Raw genomic sequence first — 21,006 nt, forward strand, 5'->3', positions numbered from 1 at the left:
CCTACCTCTTATCAGAGCCATCAAAGCCCCAAGCCCCACTCAGCAGGTAATTGTTTAAGAAAAAGAGTTCGATTCCGTGCCTGCAGTTCATTTTCAGGGTATTGTTACAAAGAAGATTCCGATCCGAAAAGTTCAGGCCTATACCCAGACGGCTTTTCAGGACAGCCCTATCTCCCAATTCGGCCCCCTGGGTTCCTCGTAGCAGGATTCCGGAGTACACAACATCCCGGATTGTATTGTTTTCCAATCTGTTGCTTTCGGCATTCTCAAGCCAGATGCCGTAGCTACCATTAATCTCTACAGTATTATTCCTCAGGCAGCAGTTATCCGAATTTTCCAAAAAAACGGCATATGTGTTGTTCCTGAACAAATTATCGTCCAGTGTACATTCCTGAATCCCATCAAGGAAAATGCCGGCACTTTTTTCAGGATCCTTACTTCCGTTCGCCCCTTCCACAGTAAACCCGCAGATTTCCACCCCCCTCTTCCTTGTCACATGGAACACAGGAGCCCCGGGATCAGCTGCCCTTATCACCGTATCCTCTGGATTTCCGGACTCAGCCAGGATCGTCACCTGGGAATCCACAACCAGGTTTTCGGTATAAGTACCAAGGGCAACAAGAATAATTTCCCCGGCAAAAGCATTCCTCACGGCTTGCCTGAAAAACGAACTTGAAGAAGGCAGGTTTAATGAAAAGACCGGACAGTGCAGAGGCCCTGATAGCCCCCCATACACTCTTGAAAAGGGTCGAAAACCACGACTCTGCTGACGGAACCCCTCCCCGGAATAAGGATTATCATTTATTCAACAGGTGAGTAGACCTTGATTTTCCAACAAGATAAGAAAACTTAAAGTTATGGTCTATTATATATCCTCGAAGATGTATCCTTGAAGGTGGAGCCCTGAACTGAAGGCTCCTGAAACAATAAATCCCCTGACCAATGCACCGGGCTTCGGATTCTGGAGGGTTTTACATAAAATCATTTAGATGTGTACTTACGAACTGGGATTACATTTACAACCTGTGCCGAAAAATTTCAAGAGATATCAAAAGCTCGGAGTATGAACCGGATGTTATTATCGCGCTTGCCAGAGGAGGTTGGTTCGCAGGGCGTGTGTTGTGTGATTTTCTGGGGCTTGATGACCTGTCAAGCCTTAAAATCGAGCATTACACAGGAACTGCAGCTATCGATACCGGAGAGACCCATATCCGATACCCTCTTCCTGCCGATGTGATTAAGGGCAAAAAAGTGCTGATAGTAGATGATATTGTGGATACGGGGGAAAGTATGATCAGTGCTAAAGCTCACGTAGAAGCCAGGAACCCCAGAGAAGTCCGAACCGCTTCCTTACAATATCTGAGGAGCTCGAAAATTGACCCCGATTACGTGGGAGAGCGGCTTGAGGACTGGTCATGGATTGTCTATCCCTGGAATTTCATGGAAGATATGATAAGTATTCTGGCAAAAAACATGAGAAAAGACCCTGAAAAACTCTGGAGTCTTGAAGATCTCAAACACAGTCTTTACATAAACCATGCCCTCGACCCGGTAGTTTTTGAAATTACCCAGCCCGGCAGGCTCCCGGAAGTTCTGGGAGAGATGGATCGAACCCGTAGAACCAGTTCTCAGGTTATTGATGGGAGGAAGTACTGGAAACTTCTATAATTTATTGTATGCTTTTATCTCGACAGATTGTGTGCCAGAGTTCGTATCAGCAGTTTGCACATAGAGGTTATATTGGAGAAACAAGAGGACCAAAAACAAACATGAAATTATTCAAATAGCAGGCATAAAGCGATGAAAGTAATCTTCAAATTGAGTACTTCCATGCCAAAGAAGAACATGGAGTTTTTCCTTCTTCCGAGGGCGGAAGTTTACACTGGCAGGGGCAAAAAATCCTGAGGTTGAAGGCAAATCATTCGTCAAAGCTACTAAATAAAAAAACTGTAAATACAAATATACATATTTATTAAAGATATTTATTTAAGATATCATTTAAGGTATACTAATATAAGTGTCAATTCCATAACGTGTCAATCCCTTAAAGTGCCAATCCTGTAAATGAAAAACTCATCTCCTGTTAAGGTTCCTTCTAAATTAGTCCTTTAAAAATCAATTTAATCCAATATATTAATTAAGCTATTACTGTACGATCATGAAACTTACAGCAACTAAGTCTTATTATCGATTACCGGTGAACTCATGCCCCATAGATGTACCAGATGCGGAACTATTTTTGAAGACGGGGATTCCGTAATCCTCAGTGGCTGCCCTAACTGTGGCTGGAATAAGTTCCTTTATGTGAAAAAAGAGCCAGAAGGTTTGGAAAACCAACGGCCCGCTCTGGAAGAGCAAAAACTGGATCTAGAAGCTTCTCTGGATGAGGTTGTCAGGAATATTGATGAGGCCCTGGCATCAGAAGAAGAAGACAGGGAACAGCAACCAGAACATGAAAGCAAAACCGATGAAGAGAGAGTGGAATCTGTAAGGATTCTCGGTCCTGGCTCTTATGAACTTAATCTGGATTCCCTTTTAGAGCGAAAAGAACTTGTTATGGCAATTAGGGAGGAGGGATCATATGCTCTCCATTTGCCCTCTGTTTTTAACCAGCAGAAGGAAAAGCAAAAAGAAAAATCAAAGCCAAAAAAGCAGAAATAATTTATATTTTTATTTTTAGTTCATATTTTTCTCCTTATTTGTCAGATTTCATATTTTAAACCCGACTTCAAGACTCTTTTACTTCAATTCAAGATTTGGTGACGCCAAAATTGTATTGAATGGATTTGGAACCAAATTAATCTTTTGTTACACCTACATAATACCAATAACTATAGCCAGATTTTCCAGGAGATCTTATAAAATCCGGTTTAACTTTTTACAATAGTTATCTTATTTTTTTGTAGAGTTGTTACTTTTTTTATTGACTCACTGGTGCCAATGAACAAAAAATTGAAATAAAAGAAAAAGGTTCTTCTAGGAAGAGTACAGATTTATATTTAGTTGGAAAGTTTATTGTTTGTCTTCTCTGGATTGGGGATTCGAATGAAAGTAAATAGTACAATAATAGTACTTGCAGCCTTCCTGGCTCTGGCTGCTTTTCCAGCATTTCTGGTATTAGCTGACGGCAATAGCAAAGATAAACCTTCCGAAAATGCTGAATTGCAGCTTGATGAAATTGCTTCTGATGACAGCTCCTTCAAGGCAGTTTCGGGAATCCCTGGGAATAATATTATTCAGAAGATTGAGGTTCAGGGTAGTTCTCTTGAGGTTCAGGATTACTGGGACGGGTTTGAAACTGTTACAATAGATGTTCAGGAATTCGAAAATGCCGCTGCAAATGGGAATGTACACCTCAGGTTATTTGAGAGAGACTTTGAAGTAGAAATCGAGGAGATTTCCAGGCTTAACGGGGGGAAATCTTCTCGTTATTCGGGATACGTTAAAGGAATACCTGACAGCAGGGCAACTTTCTATGTATGCGGAGAACTATTTAGCGGCTCTGTGGAGTTTGAAGACCTGATGTATAATATTGCGGTAACTTCCGATACATATGATGGAAAAACTGTTCATACCGTATTTGTAATGGACTGGAAAAAAGATCGAGAGAGATTAGTACGTTCATTGAATCCCCTGAGGTTCATTTTTGTCTCCGGCTCAGCAGAAGCTTTTTCAGAGATTAAGGATTGTGGGATCGGTGAATACGGTATATTTGAAAAAATAGAATCCGAAAGAGGTTCTTTTGAGATTCCGGAGACCTGCGAGGAGTTTGAAACCGTAGTCGTAAACTCTCACAAGTTCAGGGAAGACGCTTCAAATGGAACAGTGAGTCTAAGCCTGGTGGGACAACATTTCGGACTGAAGCTGAAAAAGATCAGAACTCTCAACTCCCAGACAATCTATTCTGGATACATTATAGGAAAGCCGCAAAGCAGTGCAGTTTTTGCGGTAGATAATGATACAATTAATGGCTGGATTAACGTGGATTTCTGCACACTTTCCTATGGAATTATAGCTATGGATGAAAATGATGGAAAGGTCGTCCATCTTGTATGCAGATATTATAGTGAAGGTACTGAAGAAAAATTAGATCAGGAATTTTCTTCGGATCCTTTGCAGCTCTTCCTTATAAATGGCAATAGAGAAGCGCACGATATCGGTATCGAGACCCTCGATTTTTATAACAAATCAATATTCCACGAGACTTGTTCGTCGAATCCGGGCACTGAAATCTCTTCTCCTGAGCTTGGTGTGAATTCTGGAATTTACAGGTATGAGATAACTTTGGGCAAAAATTTTGCTTTTGAACAGGAAGTAAGATTTGATCATGCTTCCGAATCCGGCTCCTCTGAAAAACTGCGTATCTACCTCATAGATCACCCGGAATATCCACTGGCAGTAGGGACTGAATCTACCTGAGGGGGAGTTAAATACATATGCAGGAAAAATTAAAAAGTGTAATTGGAATCATCCTTGCTCTGGCATTATTATATTATGCTCTTCCTCTACTCTATGATACTTTTAATTATTATCCTCCCATGAAAGAGGATATGCCCCACGGAAGGACTGTACAGATATGGAGCACTCTTACGAATCAAAGAGTAACCCTTGATGCTGATATTCCTTCGATACCCGTAAATCAGCTCCCGTTATATCAGGGAAAATGTTCCTTAAGTATCCTCAATGTCAGTTTTATTACTTCCAGGGAGTCTTATTATACAGATTCATATAATAAAGGATCAGATAATAAAGGATCAGATAATAAAGGATCAGATAATAACGGATCAGATAATAAAGGATCAGATAATAACGGATCAGATAATAAAGGATCAGATAATAACAGGACATATAATAACAGGACATATAATAACAGGACATATAATAACGGATCAGATAATAACGGATCAGATAATAACAGGACATATAATAACGGATCAGATAACAACGGATCAGATAATAACGGATATTCCGGGGAAATCTATTTTCTTGTCTTGGATACAGAGATTAAGGATAGCAGGTTTAATGCTACTGATGCTAAAACATTAAAAAGAAGATTTAACTTGAACTCCAGTGCTTCAGATCCGGAATGCCTGCAAATTACAGGTTTTCAGATGGTAGATTTCAACGAATCGGGCAAATACATAATCCAGCAGGTAAGAAGCAGGAACTTCATCACTCAGAATGGTAACTTGCCGATGTTTTCCCTTGGAAGGATCAGGATCACTGATGTCAAATTTGTTTATTTCAACGGTTTTGATACTTATCCCTACAGATACGATGGTCAGACCACATATTACCCTGCCTGGGAAGTCACGGCTGAAACCTCAAATTACGGGAATAAGGTTTTGATGATTAGAACATTTTGACGACCTGCTGACAGCCATTATTCTGTGTTTTATTCCCATACATCCCGTTATTCCATGAGTAACCATTATCCTGCGCTTTATTCCTATAACATTCTGTGATTTCATGTTAGGGTTCTTATTCCTGTTTTCTTTTCATGATGATCGCTGCTGTCCCAACAATGGCTCCCGTAATAAAGCAGCCGATAAATGGAATCCCTCTTAACCGCTTCCCCGGGTCTTCCTCCGTTTCCTGTGAACTGATTTCAGGTGTGCTGAGTTCGCTTGAGCCTATGGGAATCTCTTCGGAACTGACAAGAACTTCCCCCAGCAGATTTGAATCCATTCTATTACCTTCAAGCTCATTATTGCGGCTGGCTTCCGCAAGAAAAATTCCATATTTTCCGTTTGAATACACCGAATTATTTTTCAGCGTATTGTTATCACCTGAAATGCCGATATAGATACCGTAAGCCGTATTATTTGAGGCGGTGTTGTTGCTCAGGATATTATCGCCAGATCCTCCCCATTCAAAAATAGCATCATCGTCGATTTCGGTTCCTTTGTTCCACAACTGAATCCCGTTTGCATTATTGCGGTTCACAAAGTTGTTATGAAGAAGGTTATGGTCACAGTCCATCAGGCTGATCCCGTGGTTTGTGTTATTCGAGGCATTATTGCCGTTTAATGTGTTATTGTTTGAGTGAAGTAAAAAGACTCCATCCATTCCATTAAAGTTTATAGTGTTGTTTTTCAGGCTATTGTTCTTCGAAAATTCAATTTTGATTCCGTTTCTTTTATTCGAATTTACTATGTTACTGCTTATTGCATTGTCAGCAGAGGATTCGATACCTATTCCGTATTTACCGTTATTCGATATGGTATTGTTCCCTATCGTGTTGTTATTTCCCTGGATGTCAATGCCTATTATGTTTTCGAAGACGGTGTTTCCGTCTACCCTGTTATCGGAGGAAGAATAAATTATGACGATTCCTGCGATATTGCCTGATAAATTATTGCTCATTATAGTGTTGTGGTCCGAAGACCTGAGTATAATCCCGGCATCATTGTTTTTCGGAAGTTTGTTATTGATAATGGTGTTATTGCTAGAATCAATTAGGAAAATACCTTCCCTGTTGTTTGAGATGTAGTTGTTATCAATTGTGCAGTTCTTTGTCTCCTCAAGATAAATCCCGTATTTATAGTTCCCCGAATTTCCGGAGGCATCTTTTACTTTAAATCCTTTAATTGTTACGTTATCCGAAACAATTTTGAAAACATGCTCTTTTTGAATGGCAGCCAGGACAATAGTATTTTCCGGATTTCCGGACTTTGATATGATTCTTAACTCCCTATCGACGACAAGATTCTCTTTATAAGTGCCGGGATAAACGAAGATTGTGTCTCCGGGATTTGAATTATTTATTGCTTTCTGTATTGATTTGTAATCTCCTTCCTTGCCATTGTTCACTGTAATGGTATCTGCCGATGCTGGACCCGCAAGTGCCAGAAAAACGAATCCGATGAATAGATACATTTTGACTTTCATATACAGGTTTAGAACCAACTGAATCCTCCGTCCGGTATCCGTTACAGTTTAAATCAGTTTCTTACGTTATTTGCTTATTGTGGTCTTTTTGTCTTCGTCTTTTGTCTTCATCCTTTTGCCCTCATCTTTTCCTTTTTCTTTTTCAGCATTTTTCACGCAAACTGAGATCTTCAGCAAACTTTATATACCATTATTGCTAACTAATGGTTACTAACTATTACGTACACGCAATAGTTAGCATCTGGCCAGGGGATTTCAGGCAGGGACTTCCTGTAACTCCTGCTATACAGGTTCTTGAAATCTCTTACTTGGGATTCGAATCTCAGGGGAGAAACACTTCAACAAACCGCGAAAAGGACCTGAGCCACTATAAAATCCGTGTCAAATATAAATGATAATATAATGTACATATTATACTAACTTCTGCAAAAATATATAAAATACGAAACTCAAAACTTACCGTCAATATACATCATAAAATTTCAATAATTACCAGAGGGAAAAACATGGACCCAGCGAAATTACTTGACATCCTGGGGAATGAAAACCGCAGGAAGATAATTCAGCTTCTTGCAAATCGCCCCTGCTATGTCAGTGAGATTTCAGGCAGGCTGGGGGTAGGACCAAAGGCAATTATCAGTCATCTGAGCCTGTTAGAACAGGCAGGACTGATCGAGTTCAGTGTGGATGAGCAGAGGCGCAAGTACTTCAATATTGCAAATAATATGAGGCTTGAGGTGTCAGTATCACCCTATTCCTATACGATGTCTCTCCAGGACATTAATTTTGACAGGGAGAAAAAAGGGGAAAAATCTGCTGTCGAAAAAAAAGAAACCGCTGCCAGAGACGAATCTTCCTGCTTCTTCCTGAAACTGAGCAACAGGCTCCAGGAACTTAAAGCAAGGCAGGAGAAACTTGTGCAGATGCAGAAACAGCTACAGGTTGAATATACGGAGCTGATGGACAGATGCCTGGACTCGATCGAAGAGGTTGCCAGAACCCCCGTAGAATGCGAGCTCCTGTTCGAGCTCCTGAAAAACGAGGCTACAGCGGCTGTCCTCTGCTATAACCTGCGCCTTCACCCTAGTATTATAACATCTAACCTTATGGACCTTGCAGAAAGGGGCTTTGTTGAATATACAATTAAAAATAACCAGCAGTACTGGAGAATATGTGAGACCGGGGTTGAAAATAAATGACTGAAGAAATGAATCTGAGAGTAGCTGAGGCTTATCATAAAGATGTAGGCAGGGGAATTGCAAGAATTGATACCCGTCTGATGCAGGAAATGGATCTTGTGAGCGGAGATATTATTGAAATCTCAGGCAGATCCAAGACTTATGCAATTGTCTGGCCTAACGTCGAGCGCGGACAGGAGAACAGGATCAGAATAGACGGAAACCTGCGCAGCAATGCAAAGGTCGGAATTGATGACAGAGTTACTATCCAGAAGGTCCAGGCAAAACATGCTCAAAGGGTCACACTTGCTCCATCCCAGCCTGTCAGACTTGTAGGCGGTGCCCATTACATCCTGAGAATAATTGAGGGCAGACCTCTGAACAAAGGTCAGCAAATAAGGGTTGAGACCGTAAACAATCCCCTGACCTTCGTTGTGGCATCCACAAGGCCTGCAGGGCCGGTCGTTGTCACCAAAGACACTGAAATTGTTATCAAGGAAAAATCAATTGAAGAAATCAAGACTCCGGAAGGGATCTCATATGAGGACATCGGAGGGCTCAGGCGGGAACTCCAGCTTGTAAGGGAAATGATCGAGTTGCCAATGAGACACCCTGAACTCTTCCAGAAGCTGGGAATCGAGCCTCCCAAAGGTGTCCTGCTTCACGGGCCACCGGGAACGGGCAAGACCATGATTGCAAAAGCGGTCGCAAGTGAAACCGACGCCAATTTCATCACAATCAGCGGCCCGGAAATCGTTTCCAAATATTACGGAGAAAGTGAACAGAAGCTCCGGGAGATCTTCGACGAAGCTGAGAAGGACGCACCTTCCATTATCTTCATAGACGAAATTGACTCCATCGCTCCCAAACGCGGTGAAGTCACCGGAGAAATGGAAAGAAGGGTGGTGGCTCAGCTCCTCTCCCTGATGGACGGGCTTAAGTCCAGAGGTGAAGTCGTTGTCATAGCTGCCACAAATCGTCCGAACTCCATTGACGAAGCCCTCCGCCGTGGCGGCAGGTTTGACAGGGAAATTGAAATCGGGATTCCTGACAGGAACGGCAGGAGACAGATTCTTCTAATCCACACCAGAGGCATGCCTCTTGAAGATGAAGTGAGCCTTGGTGAGATCGCAGATGTAACCCACGGTTTTGTGGGAGCCGACCTCTCCTCTCTCTGTAAGGAAGCCGCAATGCATGCCCTCAGAAGAATCACCCCTGAAATCGATATAGAAGAAGAGATCCCACAGGAAATCATTGACAACCTGGTGGTTACGAAGGAAGACTTCAGAGAAGCCCTGAAGAATATCGAGCCTTCAGCCATGCGAGAAGTCTATGTTGAAGTTCCGCATGTGGGCTGGGATGATATAGGCGGGCTTGAAAAAGCAAAACAGGAGCTTATCGAGTCCGTGGAATGGCCTCTCAAGTATCCCGAAATGTTCAAGACTGTCAATATAAAGCCTCCGAGAGGAGTCCTGCTCTTCGGGCCTCCGGGTACGGGGAAGACTTTGCTTGCAAAAGCTGTTGCAAGCGAAAGTGAAGCAAACTTTATCAGTATCAAAGGCCCCGAACTTCTCAGTAAATATGTGGGGGAATCCGAGCGTGCAATCAGGGAGACATTCAGGAAAGCAAAGCAGGCTGCACCGACAGTGATTTTCTTTGATGAGATCGACTCCATTGCTCCTGAAAGGAGCTCTGTTTCCGACACTCACGTCTCCGAAAGGGTGGTAAGCCAGATCCTGACAGAACTTGACGGGGTAGAGGAGCTCAAGGACGTGATCATAGTTGCTGCTACAAACCGGCCGGATATGGTAGACCCTGCCCTCCTCAGACCCGGTCGTTTTGACAGGCTCGTTTACATAAAGCCTCCCGGAAAAGAAGGCAGAGAGAAGATCTTTGAGATCCACACAAAAGGAAAACCCCTCGCAGAGGATGTAAAACTCTCCGAACTGGCTGAAATGACCGAAGGGTATGTGGGTGCGGATATCGAAGGAATTTGCAGGGAAGCGGCAATGCTCGCCCTCAGGGAAATAGTCACTGCAGGAATTGACCGGAAGAGCGTTCAGGAAAAGGCCGGAGACGTTCGCCTTTCAAAAAAACACTTTGAAAGGGCAATCCGCCGTGTAAAGCCCACAACGTCCAGAGAAACTCTGAACGCCTATGAAAAGAGTGCAGAGCTCTTTGCAAGGTATGCAACCGAGTTTGAAGAAGAACCTGCCGAAGTAGAAGAAGAGGAAGAGGAAATAAAGGGAAAAGAAGTCCCTAATTTTCCTAAAGTCTAATGAGGTTTAATGAGGTTTTGCCTGAAATGCCGGTAAATCCCAGCCTTTTAATTTTTGTGGGAAAGTCCCCAATTAGAATTACCCAATTAATAGTTTTACTGATTTGAACAACAGTACTCACCTGAGTAGCACTCATTTAAGAAACTCAATACGCATAACTTAATAATGATGTGATGAGATGGACAGAGACAGGAGAAAAAAAAGTTTTTTCGATGAAATATTCGGAATTGATCCTCTGAAGGATATGGAAGAAATGTTCGAGCGCCTTAACAGTTCTATGGGCATGAGCATGGATAACTTCGGGCAGCATCCGTTTGTGTACGGCTTTTCCGTAACACAGCGTCCCGGGGAAGAGCCTGAAATCCGGGAATTCGGAAATATCCCGATGTTTGAACAGGCGGAAACCGGAGAAAAACGTTACCTTGACATAAGAAAACCCCTTATTGATGTACTGGAAACCGAGGAAAAGGTTCATGTGATTGCCGAAATGCCTGGCATCGAGAAAGAAAATATTCAACTGAACGCAACTGATTTAATACTTGACATCGAAACACTAAATGGGAATCCAAAATATTCCGAACGTGTTGAACTGCCAGTAAAGGTAGACCCTCAGAGCGCGAAAGCCACATGTAAAAACGGTGTTCTGGAAGTTACCTTTCAGAGGCTGGAGTCCAGTTCTCGAACTTCAATCGATATCGACTGATCTCGGGAGCGTGAGGAAAATCAGAGGTAATAATGGTGGGCATAAGAAAAAGAAAGGATTTCTTTGAAGATTTCGGATCTGAACTTTTTGACAACCTGGAAGAAATGATCGAAGCCCTCCTGGAAGAAATGGGAGAGTCCGTTCCCTTTGTTTACGGATTTTCTATCATTCATCGCCCGGGGGAGGATCCAGAACTCCGGGAATTCGGAAACGTTCCGGAATACCCTCAAAAAGAAGAGAACTTCTTTCCCTCAGAAACAAAAGAGCCTTTAATTGACATCTTTGAAAATGAGGACATGGTGCATGTACTTGCAGAGTTCCCTGAGATTGAAAAGGAGGATCTTCGGCTGCATGCTACAGCTCAGCACCTTGAAATCAAAGTCCTCGGATTTTCCGAATATACGGAAGATGTGGACCTCCCTGTTCGGGTGGATCCTGGAAGCGCAAAAGCAAGTTACAAAAATGGAGTGCTTGAGGTTACCTTCAGACGTTGCTCTGAAGAGAGCCCTGTAGAAATAGAGATCAATTAAGAACAGACAGAGGAACGTTTCAGGGGGAGGGACAGGAAGCGAAAGCCTGAACCCTGATAAATATGCTGAGGGCCGAGCCAGCATATGAAAGAATTATTGTTTTTCTTGTCATTACAGAGGTGTTTTATCCAAAATTGTTTTGTTTTTTAATTTCTTTTATTGAAGTATTATCGTATACAGATAACTCACTTTTTGCTTCAACTTCAAATTTGTTTCATTTTACACGATCATTCCCATATAGGATGTTTCCTTATCAAAACGGAGCACAATATCGAAATGGAATTGGAATTTACTCAACGTTTAACCTTTTGAGTCACATACTGTTGTATTGTGTATCAACCTTCATACTAATTTTTAATTTGGGAACCCATTTTTGAATACAAAAAACTCCAATCTTTTTTCGATATTCATTCTTTTATCGAGAACCAGATTTCCGAAAATATTTCCTGAATTTTTTCTCTTTCAGTTTAAAAAGGAGGTTTTCGAAGAATTATGTTAAATATACTCTTTTCCTTTTTATTAGCTTTTTTTGTCCATCGTTTCTTTTTTTTGGCGAAAATTTTTCTTTCGGGTTTCTTTCTATTTTGATTTTTTTTACTTTCAATGTGAGTATTTCTTTATTTTATCTATTTGATTCATTTTATACCAAAGTCTCAATTTCTTGATATGTAATCATATATATTTTAAAATTGAATTAATTTAAATAAACTCACTAATGAATCATTCTCTGTTGCTTTTTCAGATTAAATCTTCTCATTCACAGTTTTAGTTGCTTAACTAAATTGTACTGAATGGGGGGTTAACTTATTAATTAATTTAACCAATTTTCTTGATTATATTGCTACTCAATAAGGCAAAAAACTTTTATCTGACCTTTATTTTCATATTTTTTTTCTCTAAATTGCTATTTTTCTTGATAGTGTTTTTTGGAAATCTTCAAATATTTGGGGGTCCACATGGGAATTAGTAAACCTAATGCTATCGGTTTTTGATCTATGTATTTAATTGGCCATGATTCAACTATGGATTTAATTGGCCATGATTCAACTATGGATTTAATTGGCCATGATTCAACTATGGATTTAATTGGCCATGATTCAAAATACTGCCATAAGTTCCATCAAACCCCCATAAGAACAAAATCGGTAGCGTTAAGAACAGAGAAAAGCTAAAATTCTAATGAGAAAAGTGGGATGTGATTTAAATCAAGTAAAAATCTGCATTTTTGAAAGGGAGGTATTTACTGTAATCAGAGAATAATCTGAGAATATTTCGCATGTAATTTTAGACGCAAAAGAGTTTGCTTGATACTGAAGATGCGTCCAGTAAAAATCGAAACATTTTTACTATATGACAAAAGAGTATACGCGAGGAAAATATAAGATCACATTATATCTTTATTTCCCATGTGGATTGAATTCTGGATTAAAACTTTTGAACCTGACTAATATTCGCTATTAATAACCAAAAAGAGGTTGGGTTGATGATTCATGGATCCATTTAATGCAATAGTAATAGCTGTCTTTTTACCATTTATACTCGCATGGACATTACCTGTATTATATAGTGTATTCAAACAGAGGATTGGCTGGATTTCAGCACTTATCGCATTTACGTGTTTTGTGTTGAATGCCCAGGTGATCCCGTACACTATGGCAGGCACTCCTGTGACGGGTTCGTTTACATGGTTGCCGGCAGCTGGTCTATCTTTGGACTTTTACGGAGACGGTATGGCCGTGCTCCTTGCGCTGATCGTTTCAGGCATTGGTGTTATCATCATGTCTTATTCAAACGGTTACATGTCCACAAAGGAAGACCTGCCAAGGTACTACCAGTGGCTCCTGCTCTTCATGGGTGCAATGCTGGGCATTGCCTATACAGATAATACGATCCAGATGTTTATTTTCTGGGAACTGACCAGTATAACATCTTTTATGCTTATCGGATACTGGAGAGAAAGACCGGAATCCGTATACGGCGCAACCAAGGCTTTTCTGATCACTGCCGGTGGCGGACTTTTCATGTTCGCAGGCTTCCTGATGCTCAGGGTTGTTACAGGTACCTATGGAATCTCTGAAGTTGCTCAGAGCTCCGAACTCCTTTCGACACTCCACGGAAGCTCGCTTTATGTTGCAGTCCTTGTGTTGATCTTTATAGGAGCTGCTTCCAAATCCGCTCAGGGTCCGTTCTATGTATGGCTGCCCAACGCAATGGAAGCTCCGACCCCTGTAAGCGCCTTCCTGCACTCGGCTACAATGGTCAAGGCCGGTGTCTACCTGGTTGCAAGGATGCACCCCATCCTTTCGGGAACTCCCGAATGGTTAATCCTTGTTTCAGGGACAGGAATGATCACCATGGTGATGGCAGGTTTCATGGCGTTCCGGCAGACAGACATCAAAGCTATTCTGGCTTACTCTACGATCAGCCAGCTGGCTTACCTGATGACTATGTACGGGTACAGTACTGCCGAACACCCGGGACTGGGCTTTGCTGCAGCAACCTTCCACCTGCTGAACCACTCCACCTTCAAGGCTACCCTCTTCCTTGTTGCAGGTATTGTGGCTCACGAGGCGACGACTCGAGACATAAGAAAACTGGGTGGTTTGCGTAAGGAGATGCCAAAGACCTTTATCGTTGCGGTAATCGCAGCAGCTTCAATGGCTGGTGTTCCTCCCCTCAACGGTTTCCTCAGCAAGGAAATGTTCTACGAGACATCTCTTGAAATCGGAGAACTGGTTTCAGAGACCTATGGAGGTCCCTGGGCTATTATCTTCCCCGCTGTTGCAGTGGCCGGTGGTGTATTCACCCTTATGTACTCTATCAAACTGATAGATGGGATCTTCCTTGGAGAGAGGACTCACGACCACGATGTCCCTCACCACGTCCATGAAGCTCCCTGGGTTATGCTGGCTCCGGCAGTTTTCCTTGTATGCCTGATCATCTTCTTCGGGCTCTACCCCAAGTTCCCGATAAGCGTCCTGATCCAACCTGCCTATAGCGGCCTTGTCCCCCATGCGGATCACCTGCATGTAGCGCTCTGGCACGGAGTTACCACGCCGCTTCTGATGACGATAGCAACCTTTGCCATCGGTCTTGTACTCTACAAATTCTATGACTCAATTGCTGCCTGGCAGAACAGCTTCAACGACAAGCTTCCCTGGGTAAGCGTGAACTACTGGTACGATGCAACCGTAAACAACGCAAAGGGAATAGCCCACAAGTTCTCAGCTTTTGCCCAGCCAGGACCCATTGGAGTGTATGTCAAGATGACACTGCTCTTCATGATTTTCCTGATCTTCTGGCCGGTTTATAAGTTTGGTATAGGTCTGGGTATAGGTATCGGTGACATCCTGCCTGCAGGGATAATCTACGATGCTCAGCCTTATGAGATCGTACTTTACTCCCTGATGATTCTGGCAGCGCTTGGTGCTGCGCTTCTACCGAGATACCTGCCTGCGGTCATATCCCTCTCCGAGCTTGGTTTCCTGGTAGCCCTGCTTTACGTATACCTCAAAGCTCCTGACCTTGCAATGACCCAGGTCTGCGTAGAAACCCTGTCCACCATTATCTTCATCCTGGTGGTCATGAAGGTTCCACAGAAGTTCAAGGAGCCTATGCCGGCAGGTAAGGTTCTGGTGAACCTGCTAATCTCAGGTGTTGTTTCATTTGGAGTTCTTGCCGTAATGTTAAACGCAAATATAGGGGTACTGGCACCGTTCGAGACCTTCAACTACTACTTCATGGAGAAGGCTCTGGCAATGACCGGCGGACTTAACGTAGTTAACGTGATAGTCGTGGACTTCAGAGGGTATGATACCATCGGAGAAATCTCAGTCCTTTCCCTGGCAGCCCTTGGGGTGTACAGCCTTATCCTGAGCAGAGCAAAAAAGGTGAAGGGAGGTAAGGAATAATGGCCGATACCTCAGTAATTACCAAAACAATCGCGAAGGTCTGCTTGATGATCGATATGCTGTATTCAATCGATCTTCTGCTTATAGGAGGTAACAGGCCGGGTGGAGGTTTCATTGGCGGTGTGCTTTGTGCAGCCGGTATCGGACTTATCTACGTCGCATACGGGTATGATGCAATCAAGAAAATCTGGAACCCGGACTGGCACATGTGGTTTGGATACGGGCTCCTGTTCGCAAGCATAACTGCCTGGTCTCCATTATTTGCAGGCCACAAATACTTCAGAAGTGCCTTTGATTTCGTTCCCGTAGAAGTGGGAGGTATGCACCTGTTTGAGCTTGAACTGGTCTCATCGATGTTCTTTGACCTTGGTGTGTACTTCGTAGTGGTAGGAGGTCTGCTGTTTATTGCAACTAAATTAGGAGCCGATAAAGGTCCGGAGGGAGAACATGAATAATTTTTTCCTTGAGCTTACAATCGCTCTGCTCTTCGGGATAGGAACTTTCCTGGTCCTCCGCAGGGACATGATGAAAGTTATCATCGGTTTCGGTATAATTTCCCATGCCATTAACCTGTATATCGTTGGAAGCGGAGTTTTCACCGACGGTACCCTTGTACCGATTCTGGAGCACGAACAGGCTGTAGAAGGTCTTAAGCAGGGCCTTATCTATAACGATAACCTGACACAGGGAATTATCGGGCCGATAACAACCAATCCGTATACAGAATTCGTGGACCCTCTTGTACAGGCCCTCGTGCTCACGGCAATTGTGATCGGGCTTGCAACTACTGCATTCGTATTGACTCTGTGCTACCGCGTCAATGAAGAATATGGTACTGTTGATGTCCAGGAACTCAGGAGGCTTCGAGAATGAGCTTTTTAATGGATAATCTGCCGATGTTCCTGGTTGCGATCCCTCTGTTAATGGCTCCGGTCACAATCCTGACCAAAGGTAATCCCGGGCTGCAAAAGGTACTCGACATCGTAGTTGGCTTTGTCTTATTGTGCTTAAGCGTGCTCCTGATCACAACCGTCTGGAACAACGGAATTATTGCATATGATGTAGGAGAATTCGGAAAGTACGGGATTGTACTTGTAGCCGATCTGCTGGGCGCAGGGATGGTTCTTCTGAGCTGCTTTATTGGCTTCTTGGGCTTAATTTACTCCTATGATTACATAGAAGACCAATCCCTGAACCAGACTTACCACTCCCTTTACAACCTGATGCTTGCAGGTATCAACGGGATCTTCCTGACGGGTGATATCTTCAATATGTTCGTCTTCTTCGAAGTAATGCTGCTTTCCTCGGCAGCTCTGATAGTTGCAAACGAAAACTCAAAGGTTACGAAGATTTCGGACAAGATGGAAGCCACTATGAAGTACCTGGTTCTGAACATTCTCGGGGGTAATGTGATGCTGATAGCAGTCGCGTCATTGTATGCATCCATCGGTTCCCTGAACATGGCAGACATTACCCTTAAGATCCGGATGCTTGCCGAGACAGGGGCTGTGCCATGGCACCTGTATGCGGTGGGCCTCCTCTTTATCATTGTATTTGGTGGTAAGGCAGCAATGTTCCCTCTGCACTACTGGCTTCCGGATGTACACCCCACAGCTCCGTCCCCGATCAGTGCAATGCTAAGTGGTGTGATCATAAAAATCGGAGCTTATGGTATACTCAGGGTTCTCTTTATGGTCTTTGCTCCTTTCCAGGCAGTGTACGGACCAGTCATCCTCTTCACGGCTCTGGTCACCCTGGCCCTTGGAGCAACCTCGGCAATAGGGCAGTCGGATGTAAAACGCATGCTGGCTTATTCCAGTGTATCCCAGATAGGATACATCTTCCTGGGCTTTGGGATGGCAGCAATGGCAAACGTAGCCGGGGAGACTGAGGCTGCAGCTCTACTCCTTGCCGCATCCGTAGTCTACATGATAAACCATGCACTTGCCAAGAGCATGTTATTCCTTACCTCGGGTGGAATCATCCACACTGCCGATACAAGGGATATGCGCAAGATGGGAGGCATGGTCAACAAAGCTCCTTTGATGTGTGCTGCTTTCCTTGTGGGAGCCATGTCCATTGGCGGAGTACCCCCGATGGGAGGATTCATCGCCAAGTTCCTGCTCTTTGATTCAGGCCTCAGAGCGCAGTTCTACCTGCCCATAGGGATAGCTGTGATCTTTGCAATCTTTACTCTCTTCTACATGTTCAGAGGCTGGATGCTTATATTCTGGGGAGAAAGGGACCCACAGCATGGCGAATATTCTCACCACAAACTGTCCCCCCTGATTGTAGCTCCAATCCTGATACTGGCAGCAATTGTGCTGATCCTCGGACTGTACCCAGAACCTGTTGTGCAGTTCTCACAGACCATTGCAAACCAGATAATTGATCCGCAGCCTTATATTGATGCGGTAATAGTGAGGGTGATCAGATGAAGCGTCGCACAATTACTTATATGGCACTTCCGGTAGTTTGGTGCCTTGTTAGTGGGCAAATAACCCTTGGAAGTGTGCTTCTCGGTCTCCTCTTCGGAGTTGTAGTAGTGACTCCCTTCAGCAAGCTGTACAGGCTGGATGAGGTGATACAACCTACTGGAGACTGGCTTTCAAAAATTCCAAAGAAACTTGTGTATTTTTACGTTTTGATCAAGGAGATCATAAAGGCTAACATAGTAGTCGCAAAAATTGTCATCCAACCCAAGATAGATATCAAACCCGGCATCATTGCGGTTCCTATCCGGACCAAAACCAATATCGGAATTACGGGTATTGCCAACACCATTACCCTTACCCCAGGAACCCTGACCGTGGATATTTCGGAGGACAAATCGGTCCTCTATGTGCACTCTATCGATGCAACCGATCCGCAGGGCGTTCGTGACTCCATAAGAGACGACCTTGAGCACTATGTACTGGAGGCGTTCGAATGATTATTACACTGGAACAAGCAGATTTCCTGGCACTGATCGTTATGGTAGTCGCCCTTATACCGAGTACGTACAGAGTTCTGTATGGTCCGACTCTCCCTGACAGGATTGCAGCATCAGATGCCGTGGGGAACGTCCTTGCGATGATATTTGCGCTCTACGCTTTCCAGGGGAGTTCGATCTACCTCATGGACGTAGCTATGCTGCTTTCAATTATCTCCTTCGTGGGAACGGTAATAGTAGCAAAGTATCTTGATACGGGAGAGGTGCTGTAATGGATACAATTTCCACTGTACTGGACATTATCAGTGTGTTTTTCCTTGTGGTAGGGCTAATATTCCTCTGTCTGGGAATGCTCGGCCTGCTGCGTCTGCCTGATGTGTACAACAGGTTGCATGCAACAACCAAGGTTGCAACGCTGGGTGCTCTCGGAGTCCTTCTGAGCATTATCATCCAGGAAGGTTATACCCCTATGGGAGTAAAGGCTTTTACTGTATGCCTTTTTATTCTGCTTACAGCTCCCATATCAGGCCATATGATCGGCAAGGCAGCCTACAGCCATGGGGTAAAACTCTGTGAAGGCACATGCATAGATGAATACGGGCTATCATGCGGACAACAACAGAGCGTCCCAAAGAAGAAAAAATGAAGCTGTAATGAGTGTGTTTCACAAACACATTCATCTTTTTGTTTTTTTGTCGTATTTTTGTTCTTATCGTATTTTTGTTCTTATCGTATTTTTGTTCTTATCGTATTTTTGTTCTTATCGTATTTTTGTTCTTATCGTATTTTTTCTGATTAACAATCCTTCTATAAGGTTTCTGCTTCTTTTTCTCCAGTTCTAATCTGGGTCTTTGAGTTAATCGAAATTCTATTCCTGCTTCTTTTTCGTTTTTCAGATATCGTTCTTCCCGGATAATACGGTAAAAAAGTAGACGGCTTCAAAATTTGAAGGAATGAGTTTATTTCAGCAGGATGAAAATCAACCCGGAAGTAAAAAATGGCTTATTTTGATATTGGAGGTTAATGTTTTTTCCAAACAATAAAATCTTTCTTGCCTTCTAAAAAGAGCGTCGGTTATGCTATATATTTTTATTTTCCATCTATCTATGCCAGTAAATCCCGGAGAAATTAAGGTCTCCTTTGTCAGGTACGCAAAACCTGAACTCCTTTTTTTGGGAACCAGCTTGAAAGCGAGTCCGAACAGGATCTGAAAACAGGTCTGAACAGGACTCTACAGGATAAAGACCGAATTTAAAATACGGAATATTCTGAGTCCAGAAAAGTTCTGAAAAAAGAAAGAAGTGGTCTTAAAAGAGTCAAATCGGATCGAAAAATGAATCAGAACCACCTTTAACAAATGGCTCGCATTGAAGAAGATCCTTTGAATTAAAGTCATGGATGGAATATTTCCGGGATTTAAACTGGTTTTATATATAGATTACTTATTTTAGAGATACTTTGTATCAATTATATAGACTAAATCGAATAGCTATATAATATACTCTGCAAATTCTAATCCTGAAAAGCCGGAATGTGAAAGCAGGACAGAGAGGTAATAGATATTATAAGACTGGTACATCTTTCGGACATTCACTTCTCAGAAGCGTTCTATATGCCTGAGATTGCAGATGCAATGCTTGAAAAAATAAATCAGGATAACCCGGATATAGTTGTTATTACAGGCGACCTTACAGAAAATGGGCTCGCAGCCGAGTATAATGGAGCAAAAAACTTCATTGACAGGATCGGATGCAAAAACAAGGTAATAGTTCCCGGAAATCATGATTCCAGAAATGCAGGTTACCTTTTCTTCGAAGACATTTTCAAGGCCAGGTCCTCTTCCGGAAGTTTTGGGGAGTTCGTGGTCGTAGGGCTTGATTCTTCCCAGCCGGAACTTGAAGAAGGGCACATCGGAAGGGAAAACTACGGCTGGATAGAGAAAGCTTTTTCAACACCCGGTTTCAAGGTTTTTGCCCTTCACCATCACCTGATTCCAATCCCCAGGACAGGCAGGGGCAATAACGTGCTTGTAGACGCCGGGGACGTCCTTGAGCTTCTGGACCATTCGGGTGTGAACCTTGTACTCTGCGGACACTGGCATATCCCATGGGTCTGGAGGTTAAACGACATGCTTGTTGTCAGTGCAGGCACAGTCTGTTCTTCCAAGGTCCGGGGAAAAGCCTCACAATGTTATAATTACATTGAGATTGCAGCGCCAGAACCCGATTGTACTCGCTGGCACCTGCAGGTTCACAGAGTTTTCTACGGTGGGAAAAAAGAGAAGGTCGTTGACAGTATAATATGACATCTAATTAGCAGTATATGATGGTATACGATAGTATATATGACGGTATACGATAGAATATTTCATCTTATTTTTTCACCTTTTCCTCCATTTCATGTTTTTTTATCAGTTCCCCTTTCCTCCTTTTTTTTCACTGCAACTTTCCCTTATCGCCTCGATTCTTTTCTTTCAATATTTCTTTCCCTCTATTATTTCAGCTCCCTCAATATTTCACCCCTCTGCAAAACGTGAGGCTCCTGTAAAATCCTGATCGGCTATGTTATATTTTTTTGAAAAT

Annotated in this window: 20 protein-coding genes; 18 read left to right on the forward strand and 2 right to left on the reverse strand. The window is 43.0% G+C overall.

Annotated features, from left to right (window positions below):
- Position 1: 1 nt before the first annotated feature.
- The gene (locus MSSIT_RS20110; RefSeq protein WP_048174237.1) at positions 2-652 is read right to left on the reverse strand and encodes a right-handed parallel beta-helix repeat-containing protein; all 651 of its coding nucleotides are present in this window, start codon (positions 650-652) and stop codon (positions 2-4) included.
- A 38-nt stretch (positions 653-690) separates the two neighbouring features.
- Between MSSIT_RS20110 and MSSIT_RS25435 the strand changes: the two genes are divergently transcribed.
- The 5 genes from MSSIT_RS25435 to MSSIT_RS20135 all read left to right on the forward strand — a co-directional run bounded on the left by MSSIT_RS25435 (position 691) and on the right by MSSIT_RS20135 (position 5,366).
- A complete protein-coding gene (locus MSSIT_RS25435) occupies positions 691-816 on the forward strand; it encodes a hypothetical protein (protein WP_261788944.1) in 126 nt (41 codons plus the stop codon).
- A 126-nt stretch (positions 817-942) separates the two neighbouring features.
- Positions 943-1,668, forward strand: coding sequence for a phosphoribosyltransferase (locus MSSIT_RS20115; RefSeq protein WP_048174238.1), 726 nt, complete (start codon positions 943-945; stop codon positions 1,666-1,668).
- Between the two features lie 537 nt (positions 1,669-2,205).
- The gene (locus MSSIT_RS20120) at positions 2,206-2,661 is read left to right on the forward strand and encodes a Zn-ribbon domain-containing protein (protein ID WP_048174239.1); all 456 of its coding nucleotides are present in this window, start codon (positions 2,206-2,208) and stop codon (positions 2,659-2,661) included.
- 384 nt (positions 2,662-3,045) lie between these two features.
- Entirely contained in the window at positions 3,046-4,419 is a 1,374-nt protein-coding gene (locus MSSIT_RS21480; protein ID WP_052721740.1) for a hypothetical protein, read from the forward strand.
- 17 nt (positions 4,420-4,436) lie between these two features.
- Entirely contained in the window at positions 4,437-5,366 is a 930-nt protein-coding gene (locus tag MSSIT_RS20135; RefSeq protein ID WP_048174240.1) for a hypothetical protein, read from the forward strand.
- A gap of 115 nt (positions 5,367-5,481) precedes the next feature.
- Here the strand turns inward: MSSIT_RS20135 and MSSIT_RS20140 are convergent, their stop codons facing one another.
- On the reverse strand, positions 5,482-6,891 hold the full coding sequence (locus MSSIT_RS20140; RefSeq protein WP_048174241.1) for a right-handed parallel beta-helix repeat-containing protein: 1,410 nt from the start codon (positions 6,889-6,891) through the stop codon (positions 5,482-5,484).
- 203 nt (positions 6,892-7,094) lie between these two features.
- On the opposite strand from MSSIT_RS20140, the gene MSSIT_RS20145 reads away from it, so the two are divergent.
- The 13 genes from MSSIT_RS20145 (at position 7,095) to MSSIT_RS20205 (ending at position 20,729) form a co-directional block, all read left to right on the forward strand.
- On the forward strand, positions 7,095-7,286 hold the full coding sequence (locus MSSIT_RS20145; protein WP_048174242.1) for a hypothetical protein: 192 nt from the start codon (positions 7,095-7,097) through the stop codon (positions 7,284-7,286).
- A 111-nt stretch (positions 7,287-7,397) separates the two neighbouring features.
- Positions 7,398-8,090, forward strand: coding sequence for an ArsR/SmtB family transcription factor (locus tag MSSIT_RS20150; protein ID WP_048174243.1), 693 nt, complete (start codon positions 7,398-7,400; stop codon positions 8,088-8,090).
- Complete coding sequence (locus MSSIT_RS20155; protein ID WP_048174244.1) at positions 8,087-10,348, forward strand: CDC48 family AAA ATPase; 2,262 nt, start codon at positions 8,087-8,089, stop codon at positions 10,346-10,348. The genes MSSIT_RS20150 and MSSIT_RS20155 overlap by 4 nt, the downstream gene beginning before the upstream one ends.
- Before the next feature lie 178 nt (positions 10,349-10,526).
- Complete coding sequence (hsp20, locus tag MSSIT_RS20160; protein ID WP_048174245.1) at positions 10,527-11,051, forward strand: archaeal heat shock protein Hsp20; 525 nt, start codon at positions 10,527-10,529, stop codon at positions 11,049-11,051.
- Between the two features lie 32 nt (positions 11,052-11,083).
- Positions 11,084-11,581, forward strand: coding sequence for an Hsp20/alpha crystallin family protein (locus tag MSSIT_RS20165; protein ID WP_048174246.1), 498 nt, complete (start codon positions 11,084-11,086; stop codon positions 11,579-11,581).
- A gap of 1,490 nt (positions 11,582-13,071) precedes the next feature.
- Positions 13,072-15,492: a hydrogen gas-evolving membrane-bound hydrogenase subunit E gene (mbhE, locus tag MSSIT_RS20170; protein WP_048174247.1), complete on the forward strand. Its 2,421-nt coding sequence runs from the start codon at positions 13,072-13,074 to the stop codon at positions 15,490-15,492.
- Complete coding sequence (locus MSSIT_RS20175) at positions 15,492-15,947, forward strand: monovalent cation/H+ antiporter subunit B (RefSeq protein WP_048174248.1); 456 nt, start codon at positions 15,492-15,494, stop codon at positions 15,945-15,947. The genes mbhE and MSSIT_RS20175 overlap by 1 nt, the downstream gene beginning before the upstream one ends.
- On the forward strand, positions 15,940-16,365 hold the full coding sequence (locus MSSIT_RS20180; RefSeq protein ID WP_048174249.1) for an NADH-quinone oxidoreductase subunit K: 426 nt from the start codon (positions 15,940-15,942) through the stop codon (positions 16,363-16,365). Before MSSIT_RS20175 ends, MSSIT_RS20180 begins: the two co-directional genes overlap by 8 nt.
- A complete protein-coding gene (locus MSSIT_RS20185; protein WP_048174250.1) occupies positions 16,362-17,930 on the forward strand; it encodes a proton-conducting transporter transmembrane domain-containing protein in 1,569 nt (522 codons plus the stop codon). Before MSSIT_RS20180 ends, MSSIT_RS20185 begins: the two co-directional genes overlap by 4 nt.
- The gene (locus MSSIT_RS20190; protein ID WP_048174251.1) at positions 17,927-18,424 is read left to right on the forward strand and encodes a Na+/H+ antiporter subunit E; all 498 of its coding nucleotides are present in this window, start codon (positions 17,927-17,929) and stop codon (positions 18,422-18,424) included. Before MSSIT_RS20185 ends, MSSIT_RS20190 begins: the two co-directional genes overlap by 4 nt.
- Positions 18,421-18,696 (forward strand): cation:proton antiporter, encoded by a 276-nt coding sequence (locus MSSIT_RS20195; protein ID WP_048174252.1) that lies wholly within the window; start codon positions 18,421-18,423, stop codon positions 18,694-18,696. Before MSSIT_RS20190 ends, MSSIT_RS20195 begins: the two co-directional genes overlap by 4 nt.
- The gene (gene mnhG / locus MSSIT_RS20200) at positions 18,696-19,070 is read left to right on the forward strand and encodes a monovalent cation/H(+) antiporter subunit G (protein ID WP_048174253.1); all 375 of its coding nucleotides are present in this window, start codon (positions 18,696-18,698) and stop codon (positions 19,068-19,070) included. Before MSSIT_RS20195 ends, mnhG begins: the two co-directional genes overlap by 1 nt.
- 918 nt (positions 19,071-19,988) lie before the next feature.
- Complete coding sequence (locus MSSIT_RS20205; RefSeq protein ID WP_082089087.1) at positions 19,989-20,729, forward strand: metallophosphoesterase family protein; 741 nt, start codon at positions 19,989-19,991, stop codon at positions 20,727-20,729.
- Positions 20,730-21,006 lie beyond the last annotated feature (277 nt).

This window comes from Methanosarcina siciliae T4/M, from assembly GCF_000970085.1.
GTDB lineage: Archaea > Halobacteriota > Methanosarcinia > Methanosarcinales > Methanosarcinaceae > Methanosarcina > Methanosarcina siciliae.

Excerpts from the sequence above, each read along its gene's own strand:
- MSSIT_RS25435 (WP_261788944.1), top strand. The coding sequence starts at position 691 with ATGAAAAGACCGGACAGTGCAGAGGCCCTGATAGCCCCCCATACACTC.
- MSSIT_RS20115 (WP_048174238.1), top strand. The coding sequence starts at position 943 with ATGCACCGGGCTTCGGATTCTGGAGGGTTTTACATAAAATCATTTAGA.
- MSSIT_RS20120 (WP_048174239.1), top strand. The coding sequence starts at position 2,206 with ATGCCCCATAGATGTACCAGATGCGGAACTATTTTTGAAGACGGGGAT.
- MSSIT_RS21480 (WP_052721740.1), top strand. The coding sequence starts at position 3,046 with ATGAAAGTAAATAGTACAATAATAGTACTTGCAGCCTTCCTGGCTCTG.
- MSSIT_RS20135 (WP_048174240.1), top strand. The coding sequence starts at position 4,437 with ATGCAGGAAAAATTAAAAAGTGTAATTGGAATCATCCTTGCTCTGGCA.
- MSSIT_RS20140 (WP_048174241.1), bottom strand. The coding sequence starts at position 6,891 with ATGAAAGTCAAAATGTATCTATTCATCGGATTCGTTTTTCTGGCACTT.
- MSSIT_RS20145 (WP_048174242.1), top strand. The coding sequence starts at position 7,095 with ATGGTTACTAACTATTACGTACACGCAATAGTTAGCATCTGGCCAGGG.
- MSSIT_RS20150 (WP_048174243.1), top strand. The coding sequence starts at position 7,398 with ATGGACCCAGCGAAATTACTTGACATCCTGGGGAATGAAAACCGCAGG.
- MSSIT_RS20155 (WP_048174244.1), top strand. The coding sequence starts at position 8,087 with ATGACTGAAGAAATGAATCTGAGAGTAGCTGAGGCTTATCATAAAGAT.
- hsp20 (WP_048174245.1), top strand. The coding sequence starts at position 10,527 with ATGGACAGAGACAGGAGAAAAAAAAGTTTTTTCGATGAAATATTCGGA.
- MSSIT_RS20165 (WP_048174246.1), top strand. The coding sequence starts at position 11,084 with ATGGTGGGCATAAGAAAAAGAAAGGATTTCTTTGAAGATTTCGGATCT.
- mbhE (WP_048174247.1), top strand. The coding sequence starts at position 13,072 with ATGGATCCATTTAATGCAATAGTAATAGCTGTCTTTTTACCATTTATA.
- MSSIT_RS20175 (WP_048174248.1), top strand. The coding sequence starts at position 15,492 with ATGGCCGATACCTCAGTAATTACCAAAACAATCGCGAAGGTCTGCTTG.
- MSSIT_RS20180 (WP_048174249.1), top strand. The coding sequence starts at position 15,940 with ATGAATAATTTTTTCCTTGAGCTTACAATCGCTCTGCTCTTCGGGATA.
- MSSIT_RS20185 (WP_048174250.1), top strand. The coding sequence starts at position 16,362 with ATGAGCTTTTTAATGGATAATCTGCCGATGTTCCTGGTTGCGATCCCT.
- MSSIT_RS20190 (WP_048174251.1), top strand. The coding sequence starts at position 17,927 with ATGAAGCGTCGCACAATTACTTATATGGCACTTCCGGTAGTTTGGTGC.
- MSSIT_RS20195 (WP_048174252.1), top strand. The coding sequence starts at position 18,421 with ATGATTATTACACTGGAACAAGCAGATTTCCTGGCACTGATCGTTATG.
- mnhG (WP_048174253.1), top strand. The coding sequence starts at position 18,696 with ATGGATACAATTTCCACTGTACTGGACATTATCAGTGTGTTTTTCCTT.